The organism is Aeromonas sp. (genome assembly GCF_051657805.1).
In the GTDB taxonomy this organism is placed as follows: Bacteria; Pseudomonadota; Gammaproteobacteria; order Enterobacterales; family Aeromonadaceae; genus Aeromonas.
Map to the genome: position 1 here is coordinate 158247 of NZ_JBOFLJ010000061.1, position 19202 is coordinate 177448.

The following is a 19202-nucleotide window of genomic DNA, read 5'->3' on the forward strand; positions in this document are numbered from 1 at the left end:
CGTCACTCATGGGCCGGCTCCGCGCCATCGGCAGGCTCCGCCTGCACCGGCAGGCCGCTCGGCAAGTCCTTGGCGGCCGGCAGATCGATCTCCGCCAGATAGACCAGCCGGGCCCTGTCCTGCTCGTTGAGGGCGTAGTAGGGGGTGAAGGCGGGCTCTTGGGAGATCCAGCGCAGCCGCCCGCTCAGGGGATCCGCCAGGCCGTCTACCCGCACCCGCATGGTCTGGCCCACAGGGTAATTCGCGAGGGCCGTCTCCGGCACATAGACACGGGCATAGGGGGCGCTGTCCGCCTGCAGGGCCGCCAGCACGGCGCCGACCGGTACCCGTTCGCCGAGGTTGTAGGGCAGGCTGTCGAGGCGTCCGCTGCGGGTGGCCACCACGGTGAGATCGGCCAGTTCACGCTCGGCCAGCACCACATCCGCCCTGGCCGCCTCGAGTTTGGCGGTGGCTTCGTCGATGTCTTCCGCCCGCACGCCCCGGGTCAGCTTGTCGAGCTGCTGACGGGCACCGTCCCGCTCGGCCAGGGCCCCATCCCGCTCGGCGCGCGCCTTGTCGAGTTCGGAAGGGCTCTGCAGCTTCTGCCGCACCAGTCGCTCGGTGCGCTGGAAGCTGCGCTCCGCCTCCCTGAGATTGGCCTCGGCCTTGTCGAGGCTGGCGCGGGCCGCGGCTATGTCTTCCGGCCGCTCCCCGTTGGTCATCCGGGCCAGGGCCGCCCGGGCGCTCGCCTCCTCGGCGCGGGCCCGGGCCAGCACCGCCTGCTGGCGGCTGTCGTCGAGCCGGGCCAGCACTGTGCCCTCCTCCACCCGGCTCCCCTCCGCCACCGGCAGGTCTCGGACTATCTCGTTGGCGGTGGCGGTGAGCAGCACCCTGTCCCGCTCCAGGGTGCCGAGCGCCTCGCCACGGCGATCGGGCTGGCAGGCACCCAGCAGACCCAGCAGGGGGATGAAGAGCAGGCAGTGACGCAGCATGGGGGCTCCTTGGCGCGGCTCCCGGGTCTGGCCCGGAACGAGTATTGATGCATGACTGTCGCCAGCATACCCACTGTCAGCTTATTTTTCCTCAAGCCAGCTCACCCATTTGCACCGAGCTCGTTGACCTAAAAAGAAAAATATCAGAATACTGCGGTTCAGGGCCGCCCAGGCGGTATCCCTTATGGCCCCGCCGTCGGGAGAGGCAGGGAGAGACAAGGAGGTTCCCGGTGTTAGACAAAGCGTGGTTTCAGCTGTCGGCGGACATGACCTATGTCTGCCTGCGCATCGCTCCCGGCCTCACCAGCCCCGTCACCGAGCGCGATGTACTGAGCCTGCTGCGGGCCTCCAACTGCCGCCGCTACCAGCCTCTCACCGAGGGGATCCGGCAGGCGGTCGCCCTGCTCGGTGCCCTGCACGACAATCCCGATGCCCCCTCCCACGCCCCCGTGCCCATCGCCCAGCGCCAGGACGCCCGCCTCTTGCTGCTGGTGGAGAAGGACCAGATGAGTGCCAAGGCCCAGATCACCGCGGATTGGGGGGGCAAGCCCCTGACCCTGGAGCAGTTGCAGCAGGCCCTGGCGGCGAGCCAGATCAAGCGGGGGGTGGATCCGGCCAGGCTGGTTGCCGCCGTGCAGGCGGCCAAGGAGGCGGATCCCGGCGCCCAGCTCAACCCCGTCATCGCCCTGGGCCAGGCCGCCGAGCACGGGCTGGATACCCGGCTGGAGCGGCTGGTGGAGACGGCGGCGGAGCGGATCCTCAAGCCCCAGGAGCGGGATCACGGCAAGGTGGACATGCGCGACCTCGGTACCCTGCTCACCGTCAAGGGGGGCTCCCAGCTGATGCGGCGCCACCCCGCCACCCGGGGCATCGACGGCTTCACCGTGACGGGTCAGCCTTTGCCCGCCAAGGCCGGCAAGGAGAGCACCATGGTAGCGGGGGAAGGCACCTGCCTCTCCCCCGAGGATCCGGATCTGCTGCTGGCGACCCGGCCCGGCCTGCCCTGCCAGGAGCGGGCCGGCATGCGGGTCGACGAGGTGCTGAGCGTCAAGCAGGTGGACATCCGTCACGGCCACGTCATCTTCGAGGGTTCCCTCCTGGTCACCGGGGACGTCATGCCCGGCATGCGGATCAAGACCAGCGGCGACGTGGTGATCGGGGGCTTCGTCGAGGGGGGCCATATCGAATCGGGGGGCACCATCACGGTGCGCGGCGGCGTCATCGGCCGCAAGCAGGAGAACGACGAATACCTCTGCCACCTCTACGCCGGCGGCGAGATCCATGCCAGCTACGCCCAGTACGCCCGGCTGGAGGCCGATGGCGACATCCATATCCAGAGCCAGCTCAGCCACAGCTATTGCCGCAGCGGCCAGGATCTGAAGGTGGGGGACAGCGCCATGCGCAAGGGCCACCTGATCGGGGGCATCAACATCGCCAACCGGCTGATCATGGCCCCGGTGCTCGGTGCCTCGGCGGCGAACCGCACCCGGCTGCAGATCCTCGGCGGCTACTTCAGCCACAAGGAGCAGGAGCAGGCCCTGCGCCAGCGCAAGCAGGCCTGTCGGGAGCAGCTCGACAAGCTGCAGGATCTCATACTGCGGCTGCTGCAACTGCCCCGGGAGAAGCGCAACCCCGAGACCCTGCAGAAGATCAAAGAGCTACGCACCCGCCAACTCGACGAGAGCCAGTCCCTCGACGAGCAGCTGGCGGCGGCCCAGCTCGAGCTGCAGGCCCTGATGGCCAAGATGGACATCATCGCCACCCAGCGCCTCTTCCCTGGTGTCGAGGTGGAGATGGCCCACCATCACAACAGGGTCGACATAGAGCACGGCCCCATCCACTTCGCCATCCGGGACGATCAGCTGCAACTGAACCCGTACCAGGGTCACCGCTGAATCCGGGCCCCCTCTTCAGGGAACCCGTGCCACCGGCTTGACGTGATCCCGGCGGCGATCTTCGCTACACTCGACCCCCCATTGGCCCCATGGGGCGGGCCAGCCAGACTCAGGTAGTGAGAGATGTACAAGCTGATCGCATTGGATATGGATGGCACCCTGCTGAACCCGCACGGTCAAATAACCCCCCGCACCCAGGCCGCCATCACGGCCGCCCGCGCCAGGGGCGTCACCGTGGTACTGACCTCGGGTCGGCCGCTGGAGGGCATGACCCCCTATCTGGCAGAGCTCGGCCTCACCGGCCCCGATGACTACGTCATCTGCTACAACGGCGCCCTGGTCCAGAAGGTGGCGGATCAACGCATCATCCGCAGTCAGCTGCTGACCGGCAAGGACGCCAGCGCCATCGCCCATCTGGCCGATGAACTCGGGGTCAACATCCACGGTTTCTCCGTGCGCCAGGGCCTCATCAGCCCCAGGGTCAGCACCTATACCGAGCACGAGTCCCAGCTGGTGGACATGCCCATCAACCTGGTGGACTTCGCCACCCTGCCGGCCGACGAGCAGATCATGAAGGTGATGATGATAGACCCCGAGCCCCAGCTCTCCCGTGCCATCGCCCAACTGCCTGCCGAGCTCTATGAGCGCTATACCGTGGTGCGCAGCTCCCCCTACTTCCTCGAGTTCATGAACAAGCTGAGCAACAAGGGCACAGGGGTCGCCGCCCTGGCCGAGCACCTAGGCATCACGGCAGACGAGGTGATCGCCGTGGGGGATGCGGGCAACGATCGCCACATGATCGAGTACGCCGGCCTCGGGGTTGCCATGGGCAACGCCACCGACGAGATCAAGGGGCTGGCTCAGCACATCACGGCCCGCAACGACGACGACGGGGTCGCCAGGGTGATAGAAGAGTTCATCCTGAACCCTTGATCCTGACCGGGGCACCACAGGGTGCCCCGCATTTTTCACCATCGAATCTGCATGTTTAATATATCCACCACGATTACCCACTCATCTCACAGCATCTCCCCTACAGCCCCCTGATAACGGGACTCAAGCTGGCTCAGGCCTCGTGAAAATTAACATAATAGCATCATTTCGTTTGACATATTGAACGGCCTTGGCAGACTGGGATCAGGATCCAGGCTGTCATCGCCCAGGCTGACCGACGATTCTGGCACCCCGGCACGACCCCGGATCCCATGACCATGCCTTGAGGCATGCCCTTGCCGCCGAGACGCGGAAAGGGCCTTCCCAAGGCGCAGGATGAGACCGCCAAGGATGCGACCTATGCCCAACCCCTCCCGATCCCATGCCAAACCCGTCGTGCTGATGACCATGGGAGCCCAACCCCGCAACGGCCACCCCTATCAGGTGATGACCCACAAATACATCAAACCCCTGGTGGAGATCAGCGGCTGCGTGCCTCTGCTGGTCCCCACCTGCTGCGGCGCCGAGGATCTGGAGCAGTATCTGGATCTGGCGGACGGCGTCTATCTGAGCGGTGCCGGCTCCAACATAGACCCCGCCCTCTACGGTCAGGAGAACCTGACGCCGGACAAGCCCCAGGACAGGGACAGAGACTTGTTCGACATTCCCCTGGTGCGCGCAGCCATCGACAGGGGCCTGCCGCTGCTCGGCATCTGCCGCGGCATGCAGGAGATCAACGTGGCCCTCGGGGGCGACATCCATCAGAAGGTCTATAGCGAGCCCGGCTATGCGGATCATCGGGAGGATGCAGAAGATACGGTGGAGGATCAATATGGCCACAGCCACCAGGTCAGCCTGGTGCCCGGCAGCTGGTTCGCCGAGCTGATGGGGGAGGATAGGATCCCGGTCAACTCCTTGCACGGTCAGGGGATCAAGACGCTGGCCAAGGGGCTGGCCCCCCTGGCCTATGCCGAAGATGGCTTGATCGAAGCCATCCATGCCCCCGAACTGCCCCAGTTCACCCTGGCGGTGCAGTGGCATCCGGAGTGGAAGGCGAGCGAGAACCCCCACTCCATCAAGCTGTTCGAGGCCTTTGGTGCCGCCTGCCGTGAGCGCAGGCAGCAAGTGAGCTAGTCGCCAAAACCCTTGGTCTTCAGTCTCGGCAGCGCCCCGCGATCGGGGCGCAGGGTGCGGCACACATCCAGCCCCTTGAGCCCCCGCTGGATGTGATCCGGGGCCTGGCCGAGCACCATGCCGTTGCCGCGATAGAGCCTGGTCTCTTCCAGTTCGAACAACTCACCGCCGATCAGGAGTTGCTCCCGGCCGTCCACCACCTTGCCCCACTTCAGGGGCAGGGTCATGTCCACCAGGATCTCCCCGGTGGCACAGCCCTCGCGCCAGCTCGCCTCATCCGAGAAGGGGGAGAGGGTGATCTCCCGCCAGGAGCCATCCCTGAATTCCATCCGGTAGTGATCCCTCAGCAGATCGCACCCCGCCAGCACCATGGGGATCGCCAGCCAGAAGATGTTCTTTATCCCGCTCAAACGTTTCACTCCCTCGTCAACTTGCGCCAAGGATAAAGAAAAACCCGCATCCCCGCATCCCTTGCGAAGGCAGGCGAAGGGATGGCAAGAGGGCCGCTCACTGCGCTAGCATGGGCACCTTCCCCTCTGCGAGACAACACCATGTTACTGATGGCCATGGCCCTGGGCGCCAGCCTGCAATTTGACTGCCCACCCCGGATAGAGAGCCGCCAGCAACTGCTGAGCACACACTCGGGTTGGCAGGGAGTGAGCCGGGTTCTGGCAGGCCAGCCCGCCGAGCGGCTGAGCCATCGCCTCGACAACCTCTCCCTGTTCGACGGGGATCCCGCCGAGCTGGCACAGCTCAAACCGGACAACGGCGACAGCAGCGAGACCCACTACTGGAGCCTGGACAAGCGCAATCCACGCCCCTTCTATCTGGTCTGCCACTATCAAGACAGTGCCATCACATTGCAGCAGGCGCTGCCCTCTGGCATCAGCCATTGCCGGGTCAACGAGACCGGCCCTTATGAGCCGATCGGACTGATCTGCCGCCGATGACCCACACTCCCCCTCAGAGCAACAGCTCGGCCAACTCGCTCAAGCGGCTCAGCTCCACGTCCGGCAACAGTCGCAGGCTCCGGGCGGACTGATCGGTCTCGTTGAGCCAGGCGGCCCGAAAACCGTGCCGCCTGGCCCCCAGCACATCGCTCTCGGGGTGATCCCCCACGTGTAGTATCCGCTCGGGGGTCAGCCTGAGGGCCGCCTGCACCGCCAGGAACATGTCGGGAGCCGGTTTCATCCTGGCGCCCAGCCCGGCCTTGCAGACCAGGGTGAAGTAGTCCGCCAGTCCGGCCTGCTCCAAGTCCAGGTTGCCGTTGGTGATCACCACCAGGGGATAGCGCGCCCCAAGGCGGGCCAGCAGATCGTGGGTGTCTCTGCTGATCTCAATTTTCGAACGCTCGGCGAGGAAGGCGCCAAACACCCGCTCGGCCTCTTGCTGCGCCTGATCCGCCCCCATGCCCCCCTGCACCAGGGCCTCGCGGATCCCCTGCTGACGCGCCAGGCTGACGTCGTCGCGCAGCTCGGGGCGGGTCAGCAGCAGGTCGCGCTTGAGGGCGAGCCAGCTCGCCTTGTCGAGCATGGCGGTGGCCAGGTATTCGCTGCGCAGGTGCGCCAGCATCCACTGTTCCGCACGGGCGATGGCGGGGCCGTTGTCGTAGAGGGTGTCGTCGAGATCGAACGAGATGGCGGCCACCGGCTGCCAGCGGCGATAGAACTGCATGGGCTCTCCTCTGGGCGGCATGCTGCCCCCTATTCGTTTTCCTCTGAACCCGGATCCCGCTTGGCTCTGGGATGAGCGCCGTCATACACCTTGGCCAGGTGCTGGAAGTCCAGGTGGGTATAGATCTGGGTGGTGGAGAGATCCGCGTGGCCCAGCAGCTCCTGCACAGCCCGCAGATCCCCCGAGCTCTCCAGCATGTGGGTGGCGAAGCTGTGGCGCAGCTTGTGGGGATGCACGTGGGCATTGAGCGCCTGCTTGTTGCCCCAGCCGTCGAGGCGCTCCTGCACGGAGCGCGCCGACAGCCGCTGTTTGCGCTTGGAGACGAACAGCGCCTCTGTCTCGTCCCCCGCCAGCAGGGGGCGTACCTTGAGCCACTTCTGCAGCCACTCCACCGCCATCCGCCCCATGGGCAGCACCCGCTCCCGGGATCCCTTGCCGGTCACCCTGAGCTGGCGATCGCCGAGCTTGATGTCCGCCAGGTTGAGCCCCACCAGCTCGGCCAGACGCAGGCCGGAGGAGTACATCAGCTCCATGATGGCGCGATCCCGCACCGCCAGCGGATCCTGCTCGTCGGTGATGTTGAGCAGCTGGTACATCTCGTCCACGTCGAGGTTCTTGGGCAGGGGCCGCCCCTGCTTGGGGGTCACTATGCCCCGGGCCGGATTGGCCACAAGCCGCCCCTGGCGCACCTGCCAGTCACAGAAGCTGCGCAGGGCGGAGACCTTGGTGGCCAGCGAACGGGGCGCCAGCCCCCCCTTGTGCATCCTTGTCACCAGGCTGCGCACCTGGCTCGCCTCCAGCCTGGCCCAGTCGGTCAGGCCGAGGCGCACCAGCTCGGCGGTCATGGCTTCCAGATGGGCCTGGTAGTTGCTGCGGGTGTGGGGGCTGAGCTGGCGCTCCACCCTCAGGTATTCGATAAAGGCCGCCAGTTCGTCCGCCAGCGCGGCGGGCAGAGGCTCGGCGGCAGGGGGCTGCGCCTTGGTGGCTGATCTGGCCGGCCCCTTAGCCACGGGCCAGCTCGGGCAGGCGCAGTTGCAGCAGACGGCCGAGCTGACCCAGCAGCAGGGTGTCGTTGTGGGGGGCGAAGTGACTGGGATCCGAGCTCGCAAACGCCAGTACGCCGAGATCGCCAATGCGCATCAGGGCAACGGAATTGACCAGCACATCGCTGCCAAACAGCGCCTGTTTCTCGCTCTGATTGAGCCGGCCGAAGTAATAGTCCGTTCCCGGCAGGCGCTGGCCCAGCAACTGATCGAGTTGTTTGCCGTCCGCGAGGAAACGCTGCTCGGGGCCGCTCAGCGGGCACTTCTTCGGGCTCAGCCAGAGGCGCACCCCGGTCAGGCGCAGCCGCTGCACGAAGGCCTTGCCCATGACGGCGCTGACTTCGAACAGGCTCTGGCAGCCGTACAGCTCACCGTAGAGGTCCGCATAGATCTTGAAGATCCGCTCGTTCTCGCTGGCGATCCCCATGAGCTCGGTGATCTCCTGCTCCAGCTGCTCGATACGCTCCCGCTGCCTGTCCATCTGCCGCTCCACCAGGGAGACGCTGCCCTTGCGCTCATGGGGAATGCGAATGCGGTCCAGCATGGCGGCGTGGCGCTGGAAAAACTCGGGGTAACGGGCCAGGTACTCCAGCACTGTGGCTTCGTCCATCAGTGATTCCTGCCGTTTGAGTTCGCTCATAACTTGGTTGATCCATCCGAAAAAGGGGCACAAGGCCCCGACATCTGCTTGTGGTAGAGGGGCTTGCCGCCCCCCTTCATGATTCCGTCTACAGCTCTATCTGGCCATCGAACACGTGCTCGGCCGGCCCCGTCATGTAGACCGGCTGACCCGGCCCCTTCCAGGCGATGGTCAGCTTGCCCCCCGGCAGGGTGACGGTGACCCGCTCCTTGAGCTTGCCCTGGCTGATGCCGATCACCACGGCGGCGCAGGCGCCGGTGCCGCAGGCGAGCGTCTCCCCCACCCCGCGCTCGAACACCCGCAGCTTGATCTCGCTGGCGTTGACCATCTCCATGAAGCCGACGTTGACCCGCTCGGGGAAGCGCTCGTGGCGCTCCATGATGGGGCCCAGGGTCTCCACCGGGGCATCGGCCACCGAGGGGACCTCGATGACGCAGTGGGGATTGCCCATGGAGACCACACCGCACATCACAGTATGCTCCTGCGCGCGCAGCAGGTAGGTTTTTTCTGCCTTCTGGGCCCGGAACGGCACCTTGCCCGGTTCGAACTGGGGCACCCCCATGTTGACCGTGACCTGGTTCTCCCCCTCCAGCTGCAAGGTGATGCGGCCGCGGGCCGTGCTGACCGCGATCCTGTCACGGTTGACCAGCCCCTTCAGGCGCACGAAACGGGCGAAGCAGCGGGCACCGTTGCCGCACTGCTCCACCTCGCTGCCGTCAGCATTGAAGATGCGGTAGTGAAAGTCGAGCTCGGGATCATAGGGGGGCTCCACCAGCAGCAGCTGATCGAAGCCGATCCCGAAATGGCGATCCGCCAGCTTCTTGATGACATCGTTGCTGAAGAACACCTTCTGGGTGACGCCGTCCACCACCATGAAGTCGTTCCCCAGCCCATGCATCTTGGAAAAATCTATCAACATCCTGCGTTCCTCTACCCCTTGGGCAGTAAATCTCACCACACCGGCGACTGGTCAACGGCTCACGCTCTCGACTCGGCGGAACGTCTGGAAAACTCCGTGAAACCCGCGCACTCAGGGCAGCAGGTGCTCCCCGCGCCAGAGATCCGCCAGTTGCTCCCGCTCCCGGATGAGAAACGCCTTGTCCCCGTCCACCAGCACCTCGGCCGCACGGGGACGGGTGTTGTAGTTGGAGGACATGGTGAAACCGTAGGCACCGGCGGAACGCACCGCCAGAAGCGACCCTTCGGCGATCGCCAGGGTGCGCTCCTTGCCGAGGAAGTCGCCGGTCTCGCACACAGGGCCCACCACGTCGTACAGCGCCTTCTCGTGGCTAGCGCGGCTGTCCACCTCGATGATGTTCATCCAGGCGCCGTAGAGGGAGGGGCGCAGCAGGTCATTCATGCCGGCGTCGATCAGCGCGAAGTTGCGGGTCTCGCCCGGCTTGAGGAACTCGACCCGGGTCAGCAGCACGCCGGCGTTGGCGACGATGGCGCGGCCTGGCTCGAACAGCAGGGTCAGATCCCGACCCGCCAGCTTCTGCTTGAGGGCCTCGGCATACTCGCTCGGATGAGGGGGCTGCTCGGCGCCGTAGTTGACCCCGAGGCCACCACCCACGTCCAGGTGATGAATATGGATGCCTTCGGCAGCCAGCTCGTCGATGAGCCGCAGCAGCTTGTCCGCCGCCTCCATGAAAGGATTCAGTTCGGTGAGTTGAGAGCCGATGTGGCAATCCACCCCCTTGATCTCGATGTGGGCCATGGCCGCCGCCTTGCGGTAGATGGCGGGGGCCTGCTCGATGGGGATGCCGAATTTGTTCTGCTTGAGGCCGGTGGAGATGTAGGGATGAGTGCCCGCGTCTATGTCCGGGTTTACCCGCACCGACACCCGAGCCACCTTGCCCATGCTGCCGGCCACCCGGTTCAGGCGCTCCAGCTCGGCTTCGGACTCCAGATTGAAGCAGAGGATCTCTTTCTCCAGGGCGAGGCGCATCTCGGCCTCGCTCTTGGCCACCCCGGAGAAGACCACCTTGGCCGGATCACCGCCCGCCGCCAGCACCCTGGAGAGCTCCCCGCCGGAGACGATGTCGAACCCGGATCCCAGACGGGCCAGCAGGTTCAGCAGCGCCAGGTTGGAGTTGGCCTTGACCGCATAGCAGATCAGATGGGGGATGTCGCCCGCCGCCTGATCGAAGGCGTGCCAGTGGCGCTCAAGGGTGGCGCGGGAGTAGACGTAGAGCGGGGTGCCATACTGCTCGGCAAGTTGTTGCAGGGGCAGTTGCTCGGCCTGCAGCTGGCCGTCGGCGTCGTAGTTAAAGTGATCCAAGGGGGCGGTTCCTTCCTAAATTATTGCGGCGCGGCCTCGGAGGCCGGTTTGGCGGTCGCAGACGAGGTGGCTTGCGGTGTACTCTCTGTCTTGGATGGGGCAGGCTTGGGCTGCTCCGTCGGAGCGGGTTGCTCGGGGGGCGGCATGTAAAGCGGCCCCGTCAGACCACAGGCGCCCAACCCAAGGGAGAGAAATGCGGCCAACAGGCACTTGGTGAACTGGGTAGTCATAATGGTTCGCTGCGAAAAAATTTTTGGCCCTCTATAATCGCACTCACATTGTTAAAAGCAACAGGATAAACCGATGAAGGATCACGAGTATCACGCCCTGACAGACGCCTTTTTCCAGTATGTGGAGGACGTCATCGACGAGGGGTATCCGGATATCGACTGTGAACGGGCCGGCGGCGTGCTGACCCTGAGTTTCGAGAACAAGACCAAGGTCATCATCAACAAGCAGGAACCCCTGCACCAGATCTGGGTCGCCACCCGGGAGAACGGCTTCCACTTCGAGCTGCGCGGGGAGAGCTGGATAGACAACCGCTTCGGCGAGGAGCTCAAGACCCTGCTGACCCGGGCCTGCACAGCCCAGGCCGGCGAGCCGGTACACTTCCCATGATCGATCTGCACCCCGACGGCGCTCGCCATGCGGTGATCTGGCTGCACGGGCTGGGGGACTCAGGCGCCGGTCTGGCGCCCCTGGTGGATGCCCTGGCGCTGCCCGACTCCCTGCCGGTGCGCCACCTGCTGCCGGACGCGCCGGAGCGGCCCATCACCATCAACATGGGCTACAAGATGCGCGGCTGGTACGACATCCGGAGCTTCGAGCACCCGGAAGATCGCGCCGTGGAGTCCCATGTCCGTGAATCCGCCGAGCGCATCCAGGGCCTGCTGGACAGCCTGATCGCCGAGGGCTTCGCCCCCGAGCACATCGTGCTTGCCGGTTTCTCCCAGGGGGGCGTCATCGCCTCCTTCACCGCCCTGCGCTGCCCTCAGCCCCTGGCGGGCCTGCTCTGCATGTCCACCTATCTGGCGGCGCCCGATGCCCTGATGGCGGAGATGAGCGAGGCGGCTCGCGCCCTGCCCATCTGCTACATGCACGGCATCTATGACGACGTGGTGGCGCTCTCCATGGGCTGGGACGCGAAGAACCGGCTGGAAGCGGCCGGGCTCACCCCCGAGTGGCACGAGTACCCCATGCGCCACGAGATCTGCCGGCCCCAGCTCGCCGACATACGCGGCTGGCTGCTGGCCAGCCTCGACGGCTAAGCCCGGACGACGAATATGACAACGGCCTGCATCTGCAGGCCGTTTTCGTTGGGTTCAATCCGGTAGCACATCAACCTACCTCGCGGGCAGGCCCCGGATTATCCCGCTGCGGGTTCTGGCTGCGGTAGGGGATCACCTCAAGCTCATCGCCCTGCTGCACGATTTCGTAATACTGGGGCAGGTTGAAGTTGCTGAACTGGCCGGCGTCGCTGAAGCGCTCATGACCCGACGAGGTGTAGAAACGGTTCACCCCCTGCACCAGCTCATCCTTGTTGCCGGCGAAGTGTTGGTAGATCTCCACCCGGTTCGCCTCGTCCAGAATATAGATGTTGGTGCCGGCGTTGCGGGTGTCGAAGAAGAACTGCACCAACCCCTCGCTGGCATAGGCGTCGACGATACCGGGCAGGTGCTGGCTGTGGGTCTTGTCCAGGCGCAGGGGCAGGTGATCCAGCTTGTTGTGGGAGATGTGGCGATAGAAGTCGATGGCGTTCTCCAGCTTCTTCACCGAGACCCCGCGTCGCTCGAAGAAGATGCCGTACTTCTCCTTGCCGAGGGCGAGCGTCTTGACCAGCTGTTGCTTGTCCCGCGCCAGGCGCAGCTCGATGCACTCGGCCACCAGCTGCTGGAAGCGGGAACGCACCAGGGAGCGGAAGTGCTGGCTGTAGCAGAACACCTCTATCATCTCGGGGGCGGCGGCATCCTGGTGCATCTTGCCGAGTATGGTGGTGAGGGCATCCACCACCGCCTCTTCCCCCTGGAAGTGCAGGGTGCGGATCTCGCTCCAGGAGTTGCGATAGACGAGATCCACCGAGCCCACCAGGCACTCCTGATTGCGGCCGAAGGAGAAGACGTCGGCGGCGTTGGCATCGAACTCGATAACCTGCCCCACCCAGTGGCTGGACGGATCCGTCTCCAGGTTGAGGAAGATGGAGAGCTGATGGATCTCGCAGGGGCGGCTCAGGGCCAGGTTGGTGGCGCGCGGATACTTCACCGGGAAGGTGCCGGAGAGATCGCGACAGAACTGGTGCAAGTTGTCGATGTGCAGATCCGAGCCCTGATTGAACAGGTGCACCCTGGACTGGGGCGTCATCAGGCCGTTGAAGTAGGCCCAGGCCACCAGCTTGCTGATGTAACCGTTATATTCGAGCGGCGCCCGGCCTATGATGTCCACCGGCTCCAGGGAGTGCTTGTAGAGATACCAGCCGGCGCGGTTCAGGCGACCGTGGGGTACCTGCACCAGGCTGAGATCCGGCTCGCTCAAATCCGGCGCTATCTTGAGGTTGATGCGCTGCACCTTGCCCGGCAGGCTCTCGAAGGCGGCGTAGAGCTTGCGCGACAGTATACCGATGTCTTCCGGGTTGATGGACTCGCTGATGTTGTTGCGCCGGGCGAACTGGATGAGATTGCGGTAGCTCTGCATCAGGGCTTCCAGCAACTCGGCGTAGGCCACCTTGACCTCCTCGACCTTCCACTCCTCCCGGTGATCCAGGTGGTGCAGGCGCTCCGGGCTCCAGCCCCAGTAGGAGACCAGCTGCGCCATCAACTCTCGGCGCCAGCTCGGGCTGTGCTCCTCCTTCGGATGACTCAGGCCGTCGCACACCTTGAGGTAGAAGCAGCGGCGCACCAGGTCGAGGCGCTGCATGTCGCCGATGGACTTGAGGTAGTTGGTCACCTTGTCCAGCATCAGGCAGTAGTTGTCGAGCCGGTAGTGCATCCCCTCGTTGTGCTGGAACCAGTCGCGACTGGTCACCGACAACAGACGGGTGTTGGGATACTCGTGGGAGTAAGCCTCCATCAGCAGGGACTTGAGCACCGCCTTGTAGGGGGAGTCGATGCCCTTGTAGAGCTGCCAGAGGGCAGAGCCGAAGTACTCCTCCGCGGGAATGCGGTTGAAGCCGCCGAGATCGAGCCAGTCATCCTGGCTCAGCTTGCCGTGGGCAAACAGGCCGTTCACATAGTCGTCGTAGTGGTCGTCATAGTCGCCGGGCACCAGATACCAGAGCAGGCGCTTGCCGGCGATGTGCATGGCGCTGCGGTAGAACTCGTCGAGCAACAGCAGGTGCTGGGCGCTGCCGCAGCTCTCCCCCTGCATCTGGGCATCGTTGCGCTGGCGGAACTTGTCCTCGGGGATCAGGAAGAAGTTGAGATCGACTCCGCGCTGTTCGGCCCATTTGGAGAGGAGCTGGCACTTCTGATCCAGCAGGGCGAGCCGCTCCTGCGACAGACCCGCCACGTGGCAGACCCAGATGTCGAGATCCGAGTGGCAGCACTGGCCGATGGAGGAGGTGCTGCCCATGGAGTAGAGGCCCTGGATCGACTTGTCGTGGGTGTTGAGGCCACCCTGACAGTTCGCGTTCTGACACAGATCCTGGATGAAGGCCTGCTGGACATCGCTCGCGACAAAACTCCAGATACCATGGGGCACGTCACCTGCCACATAGCCGGGCAAGAGAGGGTGATTGAAGTGCAGCATGACGGGCAGCAACTGAAACACCTGCTGCCCATAGCGACTCATGAGATCCAGCGCCCGTTGCGTCTTGAGACGATTGATCTCGTCGTAGCGCGCCACCAGCGTGTCGAGTTTTACCAGCAATGCCCTACCTATCGGGGATAGAAATGACGCACCAAAATGGGGAGACGTCAAAAAAGTGTGATCATGTTAACAATGCAAACCGCCGTGGTAAACAAGCCCGCATGGAATCACCGTATTATTTCTGGTGGTGTCAATAATGGTATCGTAGGAAAGCAATAAATTTTAATGTTTTCAATCAATTAAATATCTATAGCGGATTAATGAAAATCATTTTCAGCCGCCTTTTTTGAGCCTGCCCCCGCTTTTGCCGGCTGCGCCATGAAAGCCCCTGCAAAGGGTGATAAGATCGTTTGCCTCACTAAAGATGAAACAACTGATTGATATGGCAGCCCGAACCCTGAGAATCGCCACTCGCAAGAGCCCATTGGCCCTGTGGCAGGCCAACTTCGTGAAAGAGCGCCTCGAGGCGCTCTATCCCGATCTGCACGTCGAACTGGTGCCCATGAGCACCCAGGGGGACAAGATCCTGGATACGCCCCTCGCCAAGGTGGGCGGCAAGGGCCTGTTCGTCAAGGAGCTGGAGACTGCCATGCTGGAGGGGCGCGCCGATATCGCGGTCCACTCCATGAAAGACGTGCCGGTGGAGTTCCCCGAGGGGCTCGGCCTGCACACCATCTGCGAGCGCGAAGATCCGCGCGATGCCTTCGTCTCCAACCGTTTCAAGCAGATAGACGATCTCCCCCAGGGTGCCGTGGTCGGCACCTCCAGCCTGCGCCGCCAGTGCCAGTTGCGGGCCGCCCGCCCGGATCTGGTGATCCGCGACCTGCGTGGCAACGTCAACACCCGTCTCGCCAAGCTGGATGCCGGTGAGTACGACGCCATCATACTCGCCGCCGCCGGCCTGAAACGGCTGGAGATGAGCCATCGCATCACCGCCTTCATCGAACCGGAACAGAGCCTGCCCGCCAACGGTCAGGGCGCCGTCGGCATCGAGTGCCGCGTCGACGATCACGAGTTGCACGCCCTGCTGGCACCGCTCGAGCACGGCGAGACCCGGGTGCGGGTGCTGACAGAGCGCGCCATGAACCGCGCCCTGCAGGGGGGCTGTCAGGTGCCTATCGGTGCCTATGCCCTGGTGCAAGGGGACGAGGTCTGGCTGCGTGGCCTGGTGGGCAGTCCGGATGGCAGCCGTATCATCCGTGACGAGATCCGCGGTCCCCTGGCGGACGGCGAGGCACTCGGCCACACCCTGGCTCAGCGCCTGCTGGCCAATGGCGCCGACGTCATCCTGGCCGAGGTGTACCACCCATGAAGGCAGGCCGGTCAGCCCTCCGGCCCCTGTCGATGAGGGGGATCGGATGATCCCGCTGGTGGTACGCCCGGCCGAGCAGGCCGGCGAGCTGGCGCAGCTGCTGCGCCAGCAGGGCCACCACCCCCTCTGCTGCCCCCTGCTGGAAACCCGGCCGGGGGACGAGCTCTTCCGTCTGCCAGAATGGCTGCCCGCGGCGGACATCGTCATCGCCGTCAGCATGCATGCGATTCATTTTGCTCATCATTTTCTGTTGCAAACTGGTCAGACCTGGCCACATATTGATTACTTTGCGGTCGGCCAGGCGAGTGCAGATGCCTTCGCCGAGATAGGGATCCAGGCCCAGAGCCCGGACGATCCCCGCAGCGAGGGGCTGCTGTTGCTGCCCGCCCTGCAAGGGGTGACGGGCAAGCGAGTGCTGATCCTGCGCGGCAATGGCGGGCGGGATCTCATCGCCCGGACACTGGCCTCACGCGGCGCACTGGTGCACTATTGTGCCACTTATGAGCGCCACTACCCCGAACTCGACGGGGACGCATTGACCCGCCATTGGCAGAGTGCCGGCCTCGACAGCCTGCTCATCACCAGTGGTGAACTGCTGCAGCGGCTGCTGGAACTGGTGCCAAGCCAGCAGCAGCCCTGGCTTTATGACCGCCTGCTGGTGGTACCCAGCCCCCGCGTGGCCGAGCAGGCCGAGGCGGCTGGCTTTACCCGTATCGTGATTGCCCAAGGTGCATCCAACCAGGCTCTGGTGGCCGCCCTGGAACTGAGGAAAATGGAATGACTGAACAACAAGAACCCGAGGTCAAATCCCAGCCGAGCAGTGCGGCCCCTTTGGCCAACGAAGTGGCAGGCAAGAAGCAGGGCCGCTCAGGCGCTCTCCTCGGCGGTGTCGCCATTTTGCTGGCCCTGGGGCTGACCGGCGGGCTCTATCTGCACGGCCACAAGAATGCCGTCACCCAGCAGGCGGAGATCGGTGCCCTCAAGCAGCAGCTGGCCGATATCATGGGCAAGCTGGATCAGAGCAACAGCCAGGACGCCGAACAGCTGGCCACCCTCGGCAAGAGCCAGCAGCAGCTGCAGGAGGCGCTGGACGCCCTGCAGCACAAGGTGCTGGATCTGGATGACAAGCGTCCCAACGACTGGATGCTGGCCGAATCCGAATACCTGGTCCGCATGGCAGGACGCAAGCTGTGGCTCGAGCATGACCTCATCTCCGCCATCACCTTGCTCGGCAACGCCGACGAACGGATCAAGGCCCTCAACGATCCCAGCCTGATGCCCATCCGCAAGGCGCTGGCGGAAGATATCGCCCAGCTCAAGGGCATGCCGCGGGTGGATCGCGAGGGGCTGACCCTGAAGCTCGCCGCCCTCTCCGATCAGATCGAGCTGCTGCCCCTCTCCACCGTCAGCATGCCGGAAGCCAAGGCCGAGGCCGACCAGGCCGTCAGCACCAACCCGGACGAGTGGGAGAGCAATCTCAAGAAGAACTGGGTCAAGTTCACCGAGAACTTCATCACCATACGTCGCCGCGATGGCGCCGTGGAGGCCCTGCTTTCCCCCCAGCAGGAGATCTTCCTGCGGGAGAACCTCAAGACCAAGCTGCTGCAGGCCCAGCTCGCCGTCTATCGTGAGCAGCAGGCGCTCTACACCGACAGCCTGGACAAGGCCGAACGCTGGCTGACCCAGTATTTCGACGTCGACAACAGCGCCACCCAGTACATGCAATCCGAGCTCGACAAGCTCAAGGGGGAGCAGATCCAGTTCGACTATCCGGATCAGTTCAAGACCCAGGCCATGCTGGAACAGGTGCTGACCGAGCGCCTGCAACGCATCCTGGCCGGCAACTGAGGAGGGCACCATGATCCGTCTTATCGTCATCGTCGCCGTCATGGTGGCGGGCCTCATCTTCGGCCCGCAGGCCTCCGGCAACAAGGGCTATGTGCTCATCTCCCTTGGCAACTACACGGTGGAGTCCTCGGTCACCAGCGCCGTCATCCTGGCGGTGCTGTTCTACGGTGCCCTGCTCATCGTCGAGTGGCTGCTGACCCGGGTATTCGGCCTGCGCCGCAAGACTCTGGGCTGGTTCGGTTCCCGCCGCCGCCGCAAGGCGAACCTGCAAACCGTCAACGCCACCCTGGCCATGGCCGAGGGGCACTATAGCCAGGCCGAGAAGCTGCTGATCAAGGGCGCCGACAACAGCGACACCCCGCTGCTCAACTACCTGAGCGCCGCCAGGGTGGCCCAGGCCCGCGGGGATGAGATCCGCCGGGATCACTACCTGCAAAAAGCGCAGGAGGAAAACCCCAAGGCCGAGCTGGCGCTGACCCTGATCCAGACCCAGTTGCAGATAGAGCAGGGGCAGTACGACAGCGCCCTCGGTCGCCTCGAGTCCGTCTATGCCCTCAACCCGCGCCACCCCATGGTGCTGGACCAGCTGCGTCAGGTCTATCTGGCACGGCAGGACTGGGCGGCCCTGATCGATCTCGCCCCCGCCCTGCGCAAGGTCGGTAAGCTGACGCCCCAGCAGGAGGACGATCTGCTGCAACAGGCCTGGTGTGGCCGTCTCGAGGCCGCCGGGGATGCCCTCGACAGCCTGCGCCCGGTCTGGCAGGAGCTGCCCCGCAAGCTGCGCCAGGATCCCGCCCTGCTCGCCAGCTACGGGGATCGTCTGCGCCGGCTCGGTGCCGACACAGAAGCGGCCGAGCTCTGGCTGGAGGCGCTGCGCAAGCAACCCGCCGCCGAGCTGTTCGCCCGCCTGCCCAAACTCAAGCTGGACGACTACCAGCCCATGCTGACCCAGCTCAAGAAGATGCAGGATCAACCGGGCGCCGAAGCGGCACTGGCCCAGGTCTATCTGCTGGCCGGCCAGCTGGATGAGGCCCAGCGCCTGCTGGAGCAGGAGGTGGCCAAGGCGCCGAGCCCGGCCCTCTGCCACGCCCTCGGCCAGCTGATGGACAAGCGCCGGCTCACCAACAAGGCCAACGAGTACTATCGCCAGGCCCTGGAGCTGGCCGGGATCTGATCCCGAGCCATTGAGTCATCGAATGAAAAAGAGGCCGCATGATGCGGCCTCTTTCTATTGGTGTTGCTCCGGATGATGTTGCCACGCTTTTCTCCCTTCTCCCCTCGCGGGAGAAGGGCTGGGGATGAGGGACGACAGGCAAGCATCCTCTCCCTGAGGGAGAGGGCCGGGCGTTCAGGCCGTCAGTCGCTCCAGCTCGCCGATCAGCCAGATGGCCTCCTGGCGGTGAGTGCCGCACACATCCGCCATGGGGCGAAAGCCGCTGCACACCGCCGGGCGTTCGGGCTGACCGAAGATCTTGCAGCCGAGCTTGGCATCGAGCTGGATGCAGGGGACGCCGGCCGGTTTGCCCTGGGGCATGCCGGGAATGGCGCTGCTGATGCTGGGGGCGATGCAGCAGGCACCACAGCCCTGACGACATTCCATGTGATTCTTCCTCAGTAGGGCGAAGCAGTGTAGCAAGGAGTCTGATTTCTCCTAAGCCTTATCCCTGCCA

General features: G+C 64.6%; 20 protein-coding genes. 10 read left to right on the top strand and 10 right to left on the bottom strand.

What is annotated here, in order from left to right:
* Nucleotides 1-2: 2 nt before the first annotated feature.
* Entirely contained in the window at nucleotides 3-971 is a 969-nt protein-coding gene (locus tag ACRCYW_RS19475) for an HlyD family secretion protein (RefSeq protein WP_438551649.1), read from the bottom strand.
* Nucleotides 972-1201: 230 nt separating this feature from the next.
* On the opposite strand from ACRCYW_RS19475, the gene ACRCYW_RS19480 reads away from it, so the two are divergent.
* The 3 genes from ACRCYW_RS19480 to ACRCYW_RS19490 all read left to right on the top strand — a co-directional run bounded on the left by ACRCYW_RS19480 (nucleotide 1202) and on the right by ACRCYW_RS19490 (nucleotide 4933).
* Nucleotides 1202-2866: a FapA family protein gene (locus tag ACRCYW_RS19480; protein WP_438551650.1), complete on the top strand. Its 1665-nt coding sequence runs from the start codon at nucleotides 1202-1204 to the stop codon at nucleotides 2864-2866.
* A gap of 123 nt (nucleotides 2867-2989) precedes the next feature.
* Nucleotides 2990-3799 (top strand): sugar-phosphatase, encoded by an 810-nt coding sequence (gene yidA, locus ACRCYW_RS19485; RefSeq protein WP_438551651.1) that lies wholly within the window; start codon nucleotides 2990-2992, stop codon nucleotides 3797-3799.
* Between the two features lie 360 nt (nucleotides 3800-4159).
* Complete coding sequence (locus ACRCYW_RS19490) at nucleotides 4160-4933, top strand: gamma-glutamyl-gamma-aminobutyrate hydrolase family protein (RefSeq protein ID WP_438551652.1); 774 nt, start codon at nucleotides 4160-4162, stop codon at nucleotides 4931-4933.
* Here the strand turns inward: ACRCYW_RS19490 and ACRCYW_RS19495 are convergent.
* Nucleotides 4930-5304, bottom strand: coding sequence for a hypothetical protein (locus ACRCYW_RS19495; protein WP_438551775.1), 375 nt, complete (start codon nucleotides 5302-5304; stop codon nucleotides 4930-4932). The two genes, ACRCYW_RS19490 and ACRCYW_RS19495, sit on opposite strands and share 4 nt — an antisense overlap.
* Before the next feature lie 180 nt (nucleotides 5305-5484).
* Here ACRCYW_RS19495 and ACRCYW_RS19500 point away from each other — a divergent pair, with 180 nt between their 5' ends.
* The gene (locus ACRCYW_RS19500; RefSeq protein WP_438551653.1) at nucleotides 5485-5883 is read left to right on the top strand and encodes an STY0301 family protein; all 399 of its coding nucleotides are present in this window, start codon (nucleotides 5485-5487) and stop codon (nucleotides 5881-5883) included.
* A gap of 13 nt (nucleotides 5884-5896) precedes the next feature.
* Here the strand turns inward: ACRCYW_RS19500 and ACRCYW_RS19505 are convergent, their stop codons facing one another.
* From ACRCYW_RS19505 to lptM, 6 genes are all read right to left on the bottom strand, one after another.
* Complete coding sequence (locus ACRCYW_RS19505; protein WP_438551654.1) at nucleotides 5897-6607, bottom strand: HAD-IA family hydrolase; 711 nt, start codon at nucleotides 6605-6607, stop codon at nucleotides 5897-5899.
* Between the two features lie 29 nt (nucleotides 6608-6636).
* Complete coding sequence (gene xerC / locus ACRCYW_RS19510; protein ID WP_438551655.1) at nucleotides 6637-7617, bottom strand: tyrosine recombinase XerC; 981 nt, start codon at nucleotides 7615-7617, stop codon at nucleotides 6637-6639.
* Nucleotides 7610-8290: a DUF484 family protein gene (locus ACRCYW_RS19515; RefSeq protein WP_438551656.1), complete on the bottom strand. Its 681-nt coding sequence runs from the start codon at nucleotides 8288-8290 to the stop codon at nucleotides 7610-7612. The genes xerC and ACRCYW_RS19515 overlap by 8 nt, the downstream gene beginning before the upstream one ends.
* A gap of 88 nt (nucleotides 8291-8378) precedes the next feature.
* Nucleotides 8379-9209: a diaminopimelate epimerase gene (gene dapF / locus ACRCYW_RS19520; RefSeq protein WP_438551657.1), complete on the bottom strand. Its 831-nt coding sequence runs from the start codon at nucleotides 9207-9209 to the stop codon at nucleotides 8379-8381.
* 111 nt (nucleotides 9210-9320) lie between these two features.
* The gene (gene lysA, locus ACRCYW_RS19525) at nucleotides 9321-10571 is read right to left on the bottom strand and encodes a diaminopimelate decarboxylase (protein WP_438551658.1); all 1251 of its coding nucleotides are present in this window, start codon (nucleotides 10569-10571) and stop codon (nucleotides 9321-9323) included.
* A 20-nt stretch (nucleotides 10572-10591) separates the two neighbouring features.
* On the bottom strand, nucleotides 10592-10801 hold the full coding sequence (gene lptM, locus ACRCYW_RS19530) for an LPS translocon maturation chaperone LptM (protein ID WP_438551659.1): 210 nt from the start codon (nucleotides 10799-10801) through the stop codon (nucleotides 10592-10594).
* 73 nt (nucleotides 10802-10874) lie between these two features.
* Here lptM and cyaY point away from each other — a divergent pair, with 73 nt between their 5' ends.
* Both cyaY and ACRCYW_RS19540 read left to right on the top strand, forming a co-directional pair.
* Nucleotides 10875-11189, top strand: coding sequence for an iron donor protein CyaY (gene cyaY, locus ACRCYW_RS19535; protein ID WP_438551660.1), 315 nt, complete (start codon nucleotides 10875-10877; stop codon nucleotides 11187-11189).
* A complete protein-coding gene (locus ACRCYW_RS19540) occupies nucleotides 11186-11839 on the top strand; it encodes an alpha/beta hydrolase (protein WP_438551661.1) in 654 nt (217 codons plus the stop codon). Before cyaY ends, ACRCYW_RS19540 begins: the two co-directional genes overlap by 4 nt.
* A gap of 70 nt (nucleotides 11840-11909) precedes the next feature.
* Here ACRCYW_RS19540 and ACRCYW_RS19545 read toward each other — a convergent pair whose 3' ends face one another.
* Entirely contained in the window at nucleotides 11910-14432 is a 2523-nt protein-coding gene (locus ACRCYW_RS19545; RefSeq protein ID WP_438551662.1) for a class I adenylate cyclase, read from the bottom strand.
* Between the two features lie 322 nt (nucleotides 14433-14754).
* Between ACRCYW_RS19545 and hemC the strand changes: the two genes are divergently transcribed.
* The 4 genes from hemC to ACRCYW_RS19565 are packed head-to-tail and all read left to right on the top strand — an operon-like array spanning nucleotide 14755 to nucleotide 18706.
* Complete coding sequence (hemC, locus tag ACRCYW_RS19550) at nucleotides 14755-15684, top strand: hydroxymethylbilane synthase (RefSeq protein WP_438551663.1); 930 nt, start codon at nucleotides 14755-14757, stop codon at nucleotides 15682-15684.
* Between the two features lie 46 nt (nucleotides 15685-15730).
* Complete coding sequence (locus ACRCYW_RS19555) at nucleotides 15731-16465, top strand: uroporphyrinogen-III synthase (RefSeq protein WP_438551664.1); 735 nt, start codon at nucleotides 15731-15733, stop codon at nucleotides 16463-16465.
* Entirely contained in the window at nucleotides 16462-17532 is a 1071-nt protein-coding gene (locus tag ACRCYW_RS19560; RefSeq protein ID WP_438551665.1) for a uroporphyrinogen-III C-methyltransferase, read from the top strand. The genes ACRCYW_RS19555 and ACRCYW_RS19560 overlap by 4 nt, the downstream gene beginning before the upstream one ends.
* Nucleotides 17533-17542: 10 nt before the next feature.
* Complete coding sequence (locus ACRCYW_RS19565) at nucleotides 17543-18706, top strand: heme biosynthesis HemY N-terminal domain-containing protein (protein ID WP_438551666.1); 1164 nt, start codon at nucleotides 17543-17545, stop codon at nucleotides 18704-18706.
* Between the two features lie 174 nt (nucleotides 18707-18880).
* Here ACRCYW_RS19565 and ACRCYW_RS19570 read toward each other — a convergent pair whose 3' ends face one another.
* Complete coding sequence (locus ACRCYW_RS19570) at nucleotides 18881-19132, bottom strand: YkgJ family cysteine cluster protein (RefSeq protein ID WP_438551667.1); 252 nt, start codon at nucleotides 19130-19132, stop codon at nucleotides 18881-18883.
* Between the last annotated feature and the right edge of the window lie 70 nt (nucleotides 19133-19202).

Bases quoted from the DNA above. Each gene is read 5' to 3' on its own strand.
- ACRCYW_RS19475 (WP_438551649.1), bottom strand. From the start codon at position 971: ATGCTGCGTCACTGCCTGCTCTTCATCCCCCTGCTGGGTCTGCTGGGT.
- yidA (WP_438551651.1), top strand. From the start codon at position 2,990: ATGTACAAGCTGATCGCATTGGATATGGATGGCACCCTGCTGAACCCG.
- ACRCYW_RS19490 (WP_438551652.1), top strand. From the start codon at position 4,160: ATGCCCAACCCCTCCCGATCCCATGCCAAACCCGTCGTGCTGATGACC.
- ACRCYW_RS19495 (WP_438551775.1), bottom strand. From the start codon at position 5,304: ATGGTGCTGGCGGGGTGCGATCTGCTGAGGGATCACTACCGGATGGAA.
- ACRCYW_RS19500 (WP_438551653.1), top strand. From the start codon at position 5,485: ATGTTACTGATGGCCATGGCCCTGGGCGCCAGCCTGCAATTTGACTGC.
- ACRCYW_RS19505 (WP_438551654.1), bottom strand. From the start codon at position 6,607: ATGCAGTTCTATCGCCGCTGGCAGCCGGTGGCCGCCATCTCGTTCGAT.
- ACRCYW_RS19515 (WP_438551656.1), bottom strand. From the start codon at position 8,290: ATGAGCGAACTCAAACGGCAGGAATCACTGATGGACGAAGCCACAGTG.
- dapF (WP_438551657.1), bottom strand. From the start codon at position 9,209: ATGTTGATAGATTTTTCCAAGATGCATGGGCTGGGGAACGACTTCATG.
- lptM (WP_438551659.1), bottom strand. From the start codon at position 10,801: ATGACTACCCAGTTCACCAAGTGCCTGTTGGCCGCATTTCTCTCCCTT.
- cyaY (WP_438551660.1), top strand. From the start codon at position 10,875: ATGAAGGATCACGAGTATCACGCCCTGACAGACGCCTTTTTCCAGTAT.
- ACRCYW_RS19540 (WP_438551661.1), top strand. From the start codon at position 11,186: ATGATCGATCTGCACCCCGACGGCGCTCGCCATGCGGTGATCTGGCTG.
- hemC (WP_438551663.1), top strand. From the start codon at position 14,755: ATGGCAGCCCGAACCCTGAGAATCGCCACTCGCAAGAGCCCATTGGCC.
- ACRCYW_RS19555 (WP_438551664.1), top strand. From the start codon at position 15,731: ATGATCCCGCTGGTGGTACGCCCGGCCGAGCAGGCCGGCGAGCTGGCG.
- ACRCYW_RS19560 (WP_438551665.1), top strand. From the start codon at position 16,462: ATGACTGAACAACAAGAACCCGAGGTCAAATCCCAGCCGAGCAGTGCG.
- ACRCYW_RS19565 (WP_438551666.1), top strand. From the start codon at position 17,543: ATGATCCGTCTTATCGTCATCGTCGCCGTCATGGTGGCGGGCCTCATC.
- ACRCYW_RS19570 (WP_438551667.1), bottom strand. From the start codon at position 19,132: ATGGAATGTCGTCAGGGCTGTGGTGCCTGCTGCATCGCCCCCAGCATC.